The organism is Streptomyces eurocidicus (assembly GCF_002891295.1).
GTDB lineage: Bacteria > Actinomycetota > Actinomycetes > Streptomycetales > Streptomycetaceae > Streptomyces > Streptomyces eurocidicus.
Genome location: NZ_LGUI01000007.1, coordinates 26,661 through 39,927 on the forward strand (window position 1 = coordinate 26,661; position 13,267 = coordinate 39,927).

Genomic DNA, 13,267 nt, shown 5'->3' on the forward strand with positions numbered 1-13,267 from the left:
CACCCCACCGCCCCGCCGGTCGCACGCCTGCCGGAGAGCGGTCGCACAACCGTCACAGCGGTCGCCCCGCTCCGACGCGCCCCCGGGCGCGTACCGGAGCGGGGCTTCCGCCGTTTCCCGGCGCGCCGCCGCCCCGCCCCCTCCATGGCGCCCCGCCCCCTTCACGGTGTCCCCGGCCTCGCCCCGAGGGTTCCCCGCCGCCTTCCCCGCTGAGCGAACACCCTTGACATTCGTCCGCTGATCTCGGCGTTTGTGTTGTTTTTTCCGGCTTCCCGGCCCGGGAAAGCGGTCCAACGGCAGGGGGAGCCTCCACGGCCCGTTAGGCTCGTGCTGCAGAACTCCAGACACACACGAAGGAGACCCTCGTGCCGTCCATCGACGTCGTCGTAGCTCGCGAGATCCTCGACTCGCGAGGCAACCCCACGGTCGAGGTCGAGGTCGGCCTCGACGACGGCTCCACGGGCCGTGCCGCCGTGCCGTCCGGTGCCTCGACCGGTGCCTTCGAGGCCATCGAGCTCCGTGACGGTGACAAGAACCGTTACATGGGCAAGGGCGTCGAGAAGGCCGTCCTGGCCGTCATCGAGCAGATCGGCCCGGAGCTCGTCGGTTACGACGCCACCGAGCAGCGCCTGATCGACCAGGCCATGTTCGACCTGGACGCCACCGACAACAAGGGCTCGCTCGGCGCCAACGCCATCCTCGGCGTCTCCCTCGCCGTCGCGCACGCCGCGTCCGAGGCTTCCGACCTGCCGCTCTTCCGCTACCTCGGCGGCCCGAACGCGCACCTGCTGCCCGTTCCGATGATGAACATCCTCAACGGTGGGTCGCACGCCGACTCCAACGTCGACATCCAGGAGTTCATGATCGCGCCGATCGGCGCGGAGTCCTTCTCCGAGGCGCTGCGCTGGGGCACCGAGGTCTACCACACCCTCAAGGCCGTCCTGAAGCGCAAGGGCCTGTCCACCGGCCTCGGCGACGAGGGCGGCTTCGCCCCGAACCTGGGCTCCAACCGCGAGGCCCTCGACCTCATCCTCGAGGCCATCAAGGAGGCCGGTTACACCCCCGGCCAGGACGTGGCGCTCGCGCTCGACGTCGCCGCCTCCGAGTTCTACAAGGACGGCGCCTACCAGTTCGAGGGCCAGTCCCGCTCGGCCGCCGAGATGACCGACTACTACGCGGAGCTCGTCGCCGCGTACCCGCTGGTCTCCATCGAGGACCCGCTGTTCGAGGACGACTGGGCCGGCTGGCAGACCCTCACCGAGCGCCTCGGCGACAAGGTGCAGATCGTCGGCGACGACCTGTTCGTCACCAACCCGGAGCGCCTCGGCCGCGGCATCGAGGAGGGCGCCGCCAACGCCCTGCTGGTCAAGGTCAACCAGATCGGCTCGCTGACCGAGACCCTGGACGCCGTCGAGCTGGCCCAGCGCAGCGGCTTCAAGTGCATGATGTCGCACCGCTCCGGCGAGACCGAGGACGTCACCATCGCCGACCTGGCCGTCGCTACCAACTGCGGCCAGATCAAGACCGGCGCCCCGGCCCGCTCCGAGCGCGTCGCCAAGTACAACCAGCTGCTGCGCATCGAGGAGATCCTCGACGACGCCGCGGTGTACGCGGGCCGCAGCGCCTTCCCGCGGTTTCGCTCTGCGAACTGAGTGAACGGCGGCAAGGGCTGAGAAAACTCCCCCGGGAGAGTCGACAGCCTCACTACGTCCCCGGCCACGGTCCCGTACCGTGGCCGGGGACGTACGTTCGTAACGGGGAGGCGATGTGGTGGCTGACCGGTTCTCCACCGCGACCAAGCTCAAGGCGCTCGGCACGGTGCTCGTCAACGGGCCCTCGGCCCGGGTCCACCGCACCAAGCCGCCCCGCCGCAGCCGGCTGACCGGCCGCGCGGCGCTCCTCGCGCTCGTCGTCTGCTCCCTGGTCGTCGCCCTCGCCTACCCCATGCGCCAGTGGGTGACCCAGCGCTCGGACATCGCCGACCAGCGGCGCCAGTCCGAGCAGGCGCGCGAGCAGGTCCAGCGGCTGCTGGACCGCAAGGCGCGCCTGGAGGACCCGGCCTACGTGGAGCAGCAGGCGCGCGAACACCTGCACTACGTGCGCGAGGGCGAGACCGGCTTCAGCGTGGTCGACGGCAGCGGCGACGCCAAGCGGCCCGAGGACCAGGGGGCCGCGGACCGCCCCTGGTACAGCAATCTCTGGGACGGCGTGGACACCGCCGACGCCGACACGCCCTGAGCCGCACCCCCGACCCCGATCCGAGACCGAGCACGAGCGAGCACGAGCGAGCACATGGACACCCCTCCTCCGAAGACCGAGCCCACCGAGCCCACCGAGGCGGACATCGCCGCGTTCAAGGAGCAGCTGGGCCGCCCGCCGCGCGGGCTGCGGACCATCGCCCACCGCTGCCCCTGCGGCAACCCCGATGTCGTCGAGACCCAGCCGCGCCTGGAGGACGGTACGCCGTTCCCGACGCTCTATTACCTGACGTGCCCGCGCGCGGCGTCCGCGATCGGCACGCTGGAGGCGGACGGCGTCATGAAGGAGATGACGGCGCGCCTCAAGACCGACCCGGAGCTGGCCGCCGCCTATCAGGCGGCGCACGACGACTACGTCACCCGGCGCGACGCGATCGAGGTGCTGGAGGGCTTCCCGAGCGCGGGCGGCATGCCGGACCGTGTGAAGTGCCTGCACGTCCTCGTCGGTCACTCCCTGGCCGCGGGCCCGGGTGTGAACCCGCTGGGCGACGAGGCGATCGCGATGCTGCCCGAGTGGTGGGCGAAGGGCCCGTGCGTGAGCCCCTGCGGAGGTGACGAGAAGTGACCCGCGTCGCCGCGGTCGACTGCGGCACGAACTCCATCCGGCTGCTGGTCGCCGACCTGGACCCGGCCACCGGGGAGCTCACCGAGCTGGACCGCCGGATGACGATCGTCCGGCTCGGCCAGGGCGTGGACCGCACCGGGCGGCTGGCCGACGAGGCCCTGGAGCGGACCTTCGCCGCCTGCCGGGAGTACGCGGAGGTCATCCGCGACCTGAAGGCCGAGCGCACCCGCTTCGTGGCGACCTCCGCCTCCCGGGACGCGGAGAACCGCGCGGACTTCGTGCGCGGGGTCGTGGAGATCCTGGGCGTGGAGCCCGAGGTGATCAGCGGTGACCAGGAGGCGGAGTTCTCCTTCACCGGCGCGACCAAGGAGCTGACCGGCCGCGACGACCTGGCGAAGCCGTATCTGGTGGTCGACATCGGCGGCGGCTCCACGGAGTTCGTCGTGGGCGACGACCGGGTGCGGGCCGCGCGCAGCGTGGACGTGGGCTGTGTCCGGATGACGGAGCGTCATCTGGTGGTGGACGGCGAGGTGTCCGACCCGCCGGCGGCCGACCGGGTCGCCGCCATGAAGGCCGACATCGAGGCGGCGCTGGATCTCGCGGAGGAGACCGTTCCGCTGGCTGAGGCGAAGACGCTCGTGGGGCTGGCGGGCTCGGTCACCACGGTCGCGGCGATCGCCCTCGGCCTCCGGGAGTACGACTGGTCGGTCATCCACCACTCCCGGATCTCGCTGGAACGGGTGCAAGAGATCACCGACGAGCTGCTGACGTCCACCCATGAGCAGCGTGCGGCGATCCCCGTGATGCACCCCGGCCGGGTTGACGTGATCGCCGCCGGGGCGCTCGTCCTGCGCGCCGTCATGGAGCGGACGGGGGCCCGGGAGGTCGTCGTGAGCGAGCACGACATCCTCGACGGGATCGCCTGGAGCGTCGCCTGACGGGCCCCGGGGAAAAAGGTTCGTGAAATCCTTCACATGAAAAAATGGCCCGCGGGCCACGGCAGGGGACCTTTGGGTCCCCTTTGTCCGTCCCGGGGGCCGTCACGGTCGGAAACGGTCCGGTTTCGGGCGGGATAAAGGAACGTTTATGCAGGCGGTCGCGGACCAGTGGTCCAGTCGTCTCACGCGCCACAAGTCCAGTTCAGTGGGGGTGCACAACGCGCGCCCGGACGCAGTGGTTCCCTTTGTGCGGCATGACATGGGTCACGGGGGCGGCGGAGTGTAGCAGACGGGTCCCCATACCTTGTGAAGGGGCTCACGAGCACCCCTGTCGGGAGTGCTGGATACTCGAAACATGAGCACCACGGAGCGTCCACGGATCCTCGTAGTAGGCGGCGGGTACGTCGGCCTGTACGCGGCGCGCCGCATCCTGAAGAAGATGCGGTACGCGGAGGCGACCGTCACAGTCGTCGACCCGCGCTCGTACATGACCTACCAGCCCTTCCTGCCCGAAGCAGCTGCCGGCAGCATCTCCCCCCGCCACGTCGTGGTGCCGCTGCGACGCGTGCTCCCCAAGGCGGAGGTCCTCACCGGCCGCGTCACCACCATCGATCAGGACCGCAAGGTCGCCACGGTCGCGCCGCTCGTCGGCGAGGCTTACGAGCTGCCCTTCGACTACCTGGTCATCGCGCTCGGCGCGGTCTCCCGCACCTTCCCGATCCCCGGCCTGGCCGAGAACGGCATCGGCATGAAGGGCATCGAGGAGGCCATCGGCCTGCGCAACCACGTCCTGGAGCAGCTCGACAAGGCCGACTCCACGACCGACGAGGAGATCCGCCGCAAGGCGCTCACCTTCGTCTTCATCGGTGGCGGCTTCGCCGGCGCCGAGACGGTCGGCGAGGTCGAGGACATGGCCCGCGACGCCGCGAAGTACTACCCGAACGTCAAGCGCGAGGACATGCGCTTCGTCCTGGTCGACGCCGCGGACAAGATCCTTCCCGAGGTCGGGCCGAAGCTCGGCACGTACGGCAAGGAGCACCTGGAGAGCCGTGGGGTCGAGATCCACCTCTCCACCTCGATGGACTCCTGCATCGACGGCCACGTCGTGCTGAAGAACGGCCTTGAGGTCGACTCCAACACGATCGTGTGGACCGCGGGCGTCAAGCCCAACCCGGCGCTGGCCCGCTTCGGCCTGCCGCTGGGCCCGCGCGGCCACGTCGACACCTCCGAGACCCTCCAGGTCCAGGGCACCGACTACATCTGGGCCGCGGGCGACAACGCCCAGGTCCCGGACATGGTCGGCCGCAAGGCCGGCAACCCCAACGCCTGGTGCCCGCCGAACGCCCAGCACGCGCTGCGGCAGGCCAAGGTCCTCGGCGACAACGTCATCTCGGGCATGCGCGGCTTCCCGCAGAAGACGTACGAGCACGCCAACAAGGGTGCGGTGGCGGGCCTCGGCCTCCACAAGGGCGTCGCGATGATCGTCATGGGCAAGATGAAGATCAAGCTCAAGGGCCGTCTCGCCTGGTACATGCACCGTGGCTACCACGGTCTGGCCATGCCGACCTGGAACCGCAAGATCCGCATCTTCGCGGACTGGACCCTCGGCATATTCCTCAAGCGCGAGGTCGTCTCGCTCGGCGCCATGGAGAACCCGCGCGACGAGTTCTACGAGGCGGCCAAGCCGGCCCCCAAGCCGCAGGACGCCTCGGCGCCCTCGCAGAAGGCCAAGGCTTCCTGAATCAGCTGGTCCGATCCGCGGAGTTCGCACTACCGCGGTCGTCGTAGCCGAAAGGCGTCCACCAATCCGTGGGGTGGGCGCCTTTCGGCGTGTTCGGAGAGCGCAGAGTTGATCTAGTCTCACGGAACGGGACTACCGGACGGACTCCGGGTGTTTAGGTGTCAGTTGAACGTTTCTCCTGACCTTGCATCATGGAGGTGTGCGACATGGCCGACGCCGCTCGACGGCTCACCGCGCTCGCGGAACAGGTGCTGGGAGCCCCGCTCCCGATCCGGCTCCGCGCCTGGGACCGCAGCGAGTACGGCCCTCCGGGCACACCCGTCCTGGTCGTCCGCCGCCGTCGTGCCCTGCGCCGGCTGCTGTGGAAGCCCGGCGAACTCGGCCTGGCCCGCGCCTGGGTGGCGGGGGACCTCGATGTCGAGGGCGACCTCTACGAGGCGCTCGACCTGCTCGCCGGCTCGCTCTGGGAGCGCGGCGAGGACCCCGGAGGGCCCACGGGCCTCGCGGCCCTGCTGACCGCCGCGCGCGACCCGCGGCTGCGCGGCGCGGCCCGCGAGCTGGTCAAGCTGGCCGGGCCCGGACTCCGCCCCCGGCCCCCGCGCGAAGAGGCCCGCAGGACCGGCGGACGGCTGCACACCCTGCGCCGCGACAAGGCGTCCATCAGCCACCACTACGACGTCGGCAACCCCTTCTACGAGCGCGTCCTCGGCCCGTCGATGGTCTACTCCTGCGCCTACTGGGGGACCCCCGAGGACGGCGTGCGCACTCTTGAGGACGCCCAGCGCGCCAAGCTCGACCTCGTCTGCCGCAAGCTGGCGCTGGAACCCGGCCGGCGGCTGCTGGACGTCGGCTGCGGCTGGGGCTCGATGGTGCTCCACGCGGCCCGCGAGTACGGCGTCAGCGCCGTCGGTATCACCCTCTCCGAGGAACAGGCCGCCTACGCCCGTAAGCGCGTCGCCGAGGCCGGTCTGACGGACCGTGTCGAGATCCGGGTCCAGGACTACCGCGAGATCGCCGACGGGCCCTTCGACGCCATCTCCTCGATCGGCATGGCCGAGCACGTCGGCTCCGCCCGCTACGCCGAGTACGCCGCCGACCTGTACGCCCTCCTGGAGCCCGGCGGCCGGCTGCTCAACCACCAGATCGCCCGCCGCCCGCTGAAGGACGAGGCGGCCTACGAGGTCGACGAGTTCATCGACCGCTACGTCTTCCCCGACGGCGAGCTGGCCCCGGTCGGCCGGACCACCGCCCAGCTGGAGGAGGCCGGCTTCGAGGTCCGCGACGTGGAGGCGCTGCGCGAGCACTACGCGCTGACCCTGCGCCGCTGGGTGGCCAACCTGGAGGCCCACTGGGACGAGGCCGCCGGGCTCACCTCGCCCGGCCGGGCCCGGGTCTGGCGGCTCTACATGGCCGCGTCCGCGCTGTCCTTCGAGCGCAACCGGATCGGCGTCAACCAGGTCCTCGCGGTGCGCACCCCGGTGTCGGGGGAGTCCGGCCTGCCGCTGCGCCCGCGCGACTGGCGCTGACGCCGGCGGTCCGCTCCCGGTACGGAAGAAGGGTCCGGCCCCGCAGCACGCGCTGCGGGGCCGGACCCGTACCGAGGGGGGAGCGCCGGCTACTCGGCCTTGATCGCGGAGAGCATGTTGAGCTTCGCCGCCCGGCGGGCCGGCCACAGCGCGGCCAGCACGCCGACCAGGGCGGCCAGCAGCAGGAAGACGCCCATCCGGCCCCAGGGGAGCACCAGCTCGTAGGTGCTGATGCCCTTCTTGATGAGGTCGCCCGCGGCCCAGCCGAAGAAGACGCCCAGCCCGATGCCCAGCACACCGCCGAAGAGCGAGATGATCAGCGACTCCAGGCGCACCATCCGCTTGATGCCCTTGCGGTCCAGGCCGATGGCGCGCAGCATGCCGATCTCCTGCTGGCGCTCGAAGACCGACATCGCCAGGGTGTTGATCACGCCGAGGACGGCGACGACCACGGCCATGGCCAGCAGGCCGTAGAGCATGTTCAGGAGCAGGCCGATGGCCTTGGAGATGCCGTCGGAGATATCCTGCTTGGTCTGGATCTGGATGGCGGGGTTGTCGCCGAGGGCCTTGCGCAGGGAGTCCTCGGTGTTCTCGTTCGCGCCGCCCTTGACCTTGACCATGACCTGCCGGTCGTCGACCTGGGACTGATGCGGGGTCAGGGTCCGCGCGTCGAGCATGATGCCGCGCATCAGGTCGTTGCCCTTGTAGACGCCGGAGACCGTCAGCCTGCCCTGCTTGCCGTCCTCGAAGGTGACGGGGAAGGACGAGCCGGGCTTCCAGTGCTTGGTCCGGGCGGTGGCGTCGTCGACGACGACCTTGTCGCCGGTGAGCCCGCCGAAGGAGCCCGCGGTGAACTCGAGGTTCGTCAGCTTGCCGATGGTCCGGCCGTCGACGCCCGTGAGCTCCTGGTGGTCGCCGTCGATGCGGGACGGGGAGCTGCGCAGCGGGCTGGTGGCGGTGACGTCCGGGTGGGCGGCGAGCTTCTTCTCCACATCGGTGGACAGCGGGGTCATGCCGGCCATGGAGACGACGTAGTCGGCCTTCAGGGAGCCCGTGGCCATCTTGTCGATGGCCTGCTGCACACTGCCCGCGATCACGGTCAGGCCGGTGATCAGGGTGAGGCCGATCATCAGCGCGGAGGCGGTGGCGGCGGTGCGGCGCGGGTTGCGGACCGCGTTCTGCCGGGCCAGCTTGCCGGGCATGCCGAACGGGCGCAGGAGCGGGGCCGCGGCGGCGATCACCGGGCGGGACAGCAGCGGGGTCAGGACGAACACGCCGATGAGGACCAGGGCCGCGCCGAGGCCCATCGTGGTGGAGCCGGAGGCGGTCAGCACGACCGCGGCGCCGAGGGCGGTGAGGACGCCGCCGATGGAGTTGCGGACCATCAGGGACTTGGTGGTGGCCACGGCGTGCACGCTGTTCATCGCGGCGACCGGCGGGATCTTCGCGGCGCGGCGGCCGGGCAGCCAGGCGGCGAGCATGGTCACGACGACGCCGACGATCAGCGAGGTGACGATCGTGCCGGGGGAGACGACGAGCGGGCCGTCGGGGACGGTGGCCCCGGTGTTGCCGATCAGGACGCGCAGCCCGGCGCCGATGCCGATGCCCGCGAGCAGGCCCGTGACTCCGGCGACGGAGCCCACGACGAACGCCTCGATGAGCACGGAGCGGGTGACCTGGCGGCGGCTGGCGCCGACCGCGCGCATCAGGGCCAGCTCCTTGGTGCGCTGGGCCACCAGCATGGTGAAGGTGTTGGCGATGATGAAGATGCCGACGAACAGCGAGATGCCGGCGAAGACCAGCAGGATGGTCCGCATGCCGTCCATGCTCTGCGTGATGACCTTGGCCTGGTCGTCGGCGAGCTGCCGGCCGGTGGTGGCTTCGGCGTCCTTGGGCAGGACCTTCTCGACGGCGGACTTCAGGGCGGCCTGCGAGGTGCCGGCCGCGGCCTTGACGTCGATCTCGTCGAACTCGCCGGGCTTGCCGTAGAGCTTCTGGGCCGTGGTGGTGTCGAAGAGGGCGAGGCTGCCGCCGGCGGCGACGTTGCCGTCCTCGGTGGTGAAGACGCCGGTGACCTTCTGCGGGAGGACGGGGCCGTCGACGGAGATCCGGACGGTGTCGCCGACCTTGTACCCGGCGCGCTCGGCGGTCTTCGCGTCCAGCGCGACCTCGCCCGCGCCGTGCGGCGCGCGGCCGCTCTTGAGCGGGTAGCGGGGGTCCTTGCCGTCGGCGCCGGGGTAGTAGTTGGCGCCGGAGGAGTTGAAGCCCTCGCCGGCGAGCTTGCCGTTCTTGTCGGCGACGGCGGCGAAGCCGCTGACCGAGCCGGTGGCGGACGCGGCGCCGGGGACCTTGCCCAGCTGGTCGAGCAGGCTCTGGGGGAGCCTGGCGGCCGCGCCCGGGTTGCTCTTGCCGCTGTCCTGCTTGTGCGGCTGGACGGCGACGTCGACGCCGGTGAAGCCCTTCTGGGAGCTCTTCTGGTACGCGTCCGAGATGGTGTTGGTGAAGACCAGGGTGCCGGAGACGAAGGCCACGCCGAGCATGACGGCGAGGACGGTCATCAGCAGCCTGGCCTTGTGCGCGAGCACATTGCGCAAGGCGGTACGGAACATGTCAGTCCTGGGTGGGGTTCCCGCGCCGCCGAGCGCGGGGCGAGGAGAAGTCTGGGGGAGGGGCGGGCCCGGGGCGGGGCCGCGCAGGTCAGCTCGTACGGCCCTTGGCGTCGAAGCGCTTCATGCGGTCGAGGACGGCGTCGGCGGTGGGGTGGCGGAGTTCGTCGACGATGCGGCCGTCGGCGAGGAAGATCACGCGGTCGGCGTAGGAGGCGGCGACGGGGTCGTGGGTGACCATGACGACGGTCTGGCCGAGTTCGCGGACGGAGTTGCGGAGGAAGCCGAGGACCTCGGCGCCGGAGCGGGAGTCGAGGTTTCCGGTGGGTTCGTCGGCGAACATGATCTCGGGCTTGCCGGCGAGGGCGCGGGCGACGGCGACGCGCTGCTGCTGTCCGCCGGAGAGCTGGTTGGGGCGGTGCTTGAGGCGTCCGGAGAGGCCGACGGTGTCGACGACCATGTCGAGCCACTTCTTATCGGGCTTCCGGCCGGCGATGTCCATCGGCAGGGTGATGTTCTCCAGGGCGGTCAGGGTGGGGAGGAGGTTGAACGCCTGGAAGATGAAGCCGATCTTGTCGCGGCGCAGCCGGGTGAGCTTCTTGTCGTTCAGGGTGGTGAGCTCGGTGTCGCCGATGGTGGCGGAGCCGCCGGAGACGCTGTCGAGGCCGGCCATGCAGTGCATGAGGGTGGACTTGCCGGAGCCGGAGGGGCCCATGATCGCGGTGAACTCGGCCTGGCGGAACTCCACGGAGACGGCGTCCAGGGCGACCACCCGGGTCTCGCCCTGTCCGTAGACCTTGGAGAGCTCCGTGGCACGGGCGGCCACCGCGGTGGTGCGGGGGGCGGCGGTCTGCACGCCGAAGGGGGTGGTGGTCACGGGGGAGCGCTCCTGTCGGGACGACGTTCGAGGGGACGTCTTCCATCGTCGCTGGCCAGGAGGGCGCGGGGATCAGACCTGGTGCTCGTTCCCGGGGGCGACCCGGGAGGTATCCGGGTGCGGGCGTCTCCTCCTTTGGTATGAGGGGAGCCCCCAGGGGCCCCGGCCGCCCCGAAGGCGCGAGATTGCGACAATTCCCCACCGGGGCGGGGGTGGGGCCATGAGCGGGCGGTATCGGCCCGTGGCATGTGCCTTTGGCGCCGAACATGTACTGATGTTCCCTCAGCTGCCCATAAAATAAGACAACCTCGGGTCCTCGTTCCGCTGTTTGGGGGGCGTTCCCGGGCTAGGCTCGTCCTGCTCTCCTTACAAGGGAGGCTCGCGCGCCTCTTCCTGCCTGTGCGCTTGAGAGTCCTGCCCGGATGGTGGAATGCAGACACGGCGAGCTTAAACCTCGCTGGCCCTAGGGCCGTGCCGGTTCAAGTCCGGCTCCGGGTACTCCTCAAAAATTCAACCTCGTCCGCGAGGCGGTTCACCCGAGGTCTTCGGCCGGTTCTCCGGCCCGGCCTCCGGAACACACCGCTCGCCGAACAAAAAACCGGTCCGCCAGTGTGTTTTTCTGACTGACGTTCGATCGGTCACGAACTGTCGGATCCCATGGCGGGCCCGCGTGAGGCCCCTCCGCACCGCCGCCCGGGGGTAATGCGGTGTCCCAAAGGACAATTGACGCTCCGGGCCGCCCTGACTAGGTTTTTGGATGCTGCGGGATGGGTCGTTCGTATTCCGTCCCGGGCGAGCTGATTGCGTGAGGGGGCGTTGGCGAGGCGCGGGGTTTAATTACTCCGGCATTTCGCCATCGGCAAGATATCGGCCAGTGGGATACGTGTGCCGCCCTCCGGAAACCTGGAACTCAGTTCCGCCATACACCATGGTAGCCAAGAGGGAGCGACGGTACGATGGTTGAGCGCGCCAAGGTTATTGCCCTTTTCCCGGGCCAGGGTGCATTCGACGGCGCGGCACTTGCCGCCGCCTATCGGGACCACCCGCAGATCAAGCGGGTTTTCGAGGAGATCGACACGGTCAGCCGGGAATTCTTCTCCCGGGACCTCAGCAAGGTGCTTTTCGGCGATGTCGCGCCGGAGATGGAGAAGCTGCTCGCGGACGACGCCTGGGTGTCGCAGCTCGCGATCTACGGCAGCAGCCTCGCGGCCTGGCAGGTGCTGACCGACGGCGGCGCGGAGGCCGACGTCCTGGTCGGTCACAGCCTGGGGGAGATCGCGGCCCTCGTCGCCGCGCAGGCGTTCTCCGTGGCGGACGGCGCCCGCATCGTCGCCCACCGGGTGCAGGTCATCGAGCGCCAGGGCCTCGCGCCGGGCCGGATGGCCGCGCTGAGCGCCGACGGCGACCGGGTGCGCGCCCTGATCGACCTCATCGGCGACGAGCTGCTGAGCGTCGCCACCGAGAACCACGACACCCAGACCGTGGTGAGCGGCCCGCGGGAGGCCATGGAGAAGGCCCTGGCCGTCTCCAAGCAGCTGGGCATCTCCACGGCGAACATCAACTCGCCGTTCCCCTTCCACACCCCGATCCTCGCGCCGGCCGTGCCGGTCTTCGCCGGCCTGGTCGGCGGGCTCGACCAGCGCCCGCTGCGGACGCCGGTCTACTCCCCGGTGCTCGGCCGCTACTACGAGCCCGACGACGCCCTCGGCGAGCTGCTGGCCGAGCACTTCGTCAAGCCCGTGCGGTTCAGCACCGCCGTGCGCCACCTGCACGGGGAGGGCCGCGAGCCGCGCTTCGTCGAGGTCGGCGGCAAGGCCGTGCTGACCAAGCTGGTCGGCAAGGTCCTCGGGTCCGGCGCCCGGCCGGCCACCTGGTCCACGCTGAGCCTGGACGGCGCCGGGAAGCTGGGCCTCACCACCGCGCTCGCGGAGCTCGGCACCCCCGCGAAGCTGGACGACGGCAAGGCGAAGACCCTCGCCGCCGTCTTCGCCCCCGACGCCGGGCAGGCGGAGTTCGCCGAGTTCTGGGCCGCGTTCGGCGGCCGGATCGTCGGGTTCGGCCAGGAGCGGCTGGCGGAGTTCCGGGCCGGGCGCGCCGGGAGCGGGGACCGGCCCGCGGTCACGGCGGCCCCTCGGGCCGGCGTCGAGCGCGGTGACGTCGCCGATGCGATTCGTTCCATTTACGCGGCCGCGTTGGAGTACCCGGAAGAGGTCTTCACGGAGGACGTGTTGTTGGAGGCCGAGTTGGGTGTGGACTCGGTGAAGCAGGTGGAGTTGTTGACGCGGGTGTCGGAGCACTACGGGCTGCCGCCGCGTGACACGGGTTTCCGTCTTGTGGAGATCGACACCATGGCCAAGGTCGTCGACTTCTTCGTCGCCAACCTTGGTGACGGAGCCACGGAACTCGACGTTCCGGAGGAAAAGGCGGTGCCGGAACTTCCCGCCGAACAGACCGGTGTCGAGCGCGGTGACGTCGCTGATGCGATTCGTTCCATTTACGCGGCCGCGTTGGAGTACCCGGAAGAGGTCTTCACGGAGGACGTGTTGTTGGAGGCCGAGTTGGGTGTGGACTCGGTGAAGCAGGTGGAGTTGTTGACGCGGGTGTCGGAGCACTACGGGCTGCCGCCGCGTGACACGGGTTTCCGTCTTGTGGAGATCGACACCATGGCCAAGGTCGTCGACTTCTTCGTCGCCAACCTGGAATCCGGCGCGGTCCCCGTGGCCGCCTGAGCCACCCCGCGGACCACCACGCATCCC

9 protein-coding genes and 1 tRNA gene are annotated in these 13,267 nt (G+C 70.3%); 8 read left to right on the forward strand and 2 right to left on the reverse strand.

Annotation, left to right across the window (positions count from 1 at the left end; genetic code table 11):
• The first annotated feature begins 365 nt into the window (after positions 1–365).
• The 6 genes from eno to AF335_RS21775 all read left to right on the forward strand — a co-directional run bounded on the left by eno (position 366) and on the right by AF335_RS21775 (position 7,028).
• On the forward strand, positions 366–1,652 hold the full coding sequence (gene eno, locus AF335_RS21750) for a phosphopyruvate hydratase (RefSeq protein WP_102920149.1): 1,287 nt from the start codon (positions 366–368) through the stop codon (positions 1,650–1,652).
• A 115-nt stretch (positions 1,653–1,767) separates the two neighbouring features.
• Positions 1,768–2,238 (forward strand): FtsB family cell division protein, encoded by a 471-nt coding sequence (locus AF335_RS21755; RefSeq protein ID WP_102920150.1) that lies wholly within the window; start codon positions 1,768–1,770, stop codon positions 2,236–2,238.
• A gap of 54 nt (positions 2,239–2,292) precedes the next feature.
• On the forward strand, positions 2,293–2,823 hold the full coding sequence (locus AF335_RS21760; protein WP_102920151.1) for a DUF501 domain-containing protein: 531 nt from the start codon (positions 2,293–2,295) through the stop codon (positions 2,821–2,823).
• On the forward strand, positions 2,820–3,761 hold the full coding sequence (locus tag AF335_RS21765; protein WP_102920152.1) for a Ppx/GppA phosphatase family protein: 942 nt from the start codon (positions 2,820–2,822) through the stop codon (positions 3,759–3,761). The genes AF335_RS21760 and AF335_RS21765 overlap by 4 nt, the downstream gene beginning before the upstream one ends.
• A 355-nt stretch (positions 3,762–4,116) precedes the next feature.
• Positions 4,117–5,502: an NAD(P)/FAD-dependent oxidoreductase gene (locus tag AF335_RS21770; RefSeq protein ID WP_102920153.1), complete on the forward strand. Its 1,386-nt coding sequence runs from the start codon at positions 4,117–4,119 to the stop codon at positions 5,500–5,502.
• Positions 5,503–5,708: 206 nt separating this feature from the next.
• On the forward strand, positions 5,709–7,028 hold the full coding sequence (locus AF335_RS21775; protein WP_102920154.1) for a class I SAM-dependent methyltransferase: 1,320 nt from the start codon (positions 5,709–5,711) through the stop codon (positions 7,026–7,028).
• A gap of 89 nt (positions 7,029–7,117) precedes the next feature.
• Here the strand turns inward: AF335_RS21775 and AF335_RS21780 are convergent, their stop codons facing one another.
• Positions 7,118–9,637, reverse strand: coding sequence for an ABC transporter permease (locus AF335_RS21780; protein WP_102920155.1), 2,520 nt, complete (start codon positions 9,635–9,637; stop codon positions 7,118–7,120).
• An 88-nt stretch (positions 9,638–9,725) separates the two neighbouring features.
• Positions 9,726–10,511 (reverse strand): ABC transporter ATP-binding protein, encoded by a 786-nt coding sequence (locus tag AF335_RS21785; RefSeq protein ID WP_102920156.1) that lies wholly within the window; start codon positions 10,509–10,511, stop codon positions 9,726–9,728.
• 416 nt (positions 10,512–10,927) lie between these two features.
• Here AF335_RS21785 and AF335_RS21790 point away from each other — a divergent pair.
• Together AF335_RS21790 and AF335_RS35165 are read left to right on the forward strand one after the other, a co-directional pair.
• Positions 10,928–11,009 (forward strand) — tRNA-Leu (locus AF335_RS21790).
• 458 nt (positions 11,010–11,467) lie between these two features.
• Complete coding sequence (locus tag AF335_RS35165) at positions 11,468–13,240, forward strand: acyltransferase domain-containing protein (protein ID WP_102920157.1); 1,773 nt, start codon at positions 11,468–11,470, stop codon at positions 13,238–13,240.
• Positions 13,241–13,267 lie beyond the last annotated feature (27 nt).

Coding starts and splice junctions, on each gene's coding strand:
- AF335_RS21760 (WP_102920151.1), top strand. CDS start 2,293: ATGGACACCCCTCCTCCGAAGACCGAGCCCACCGAGCCCACCGAGGCG.
- AF335_RS21770 (WP_102920153.1), top strand. CDS start 4,117: ATGAGCACCACGGAGCGTCCACGGATCCTCGTAGTAGGCGGCGGGTAC.
- AF335_RS21775 (WP_102920154.1), top strand. CDS start 5,709: ATGGCCGACGCCGCTCGACGGCTCACCGCGCTCGCGGAACAGGTGCTG.
- AF335_RS21780 (WP_102920155.1), bottom strand. CDS start 9,637: ATGTTCCGTACCGCCTTGCGCAATGTGCTCGCGCACAAGGCCAGGCTG.
- AF335_RS35165 (WP_102920157.1), top strand. CDS start 11,468: ATGGTTGAGCGCGCCAAGGTTATTGCCCTTTTCCCGGGCCAGGGTGCA.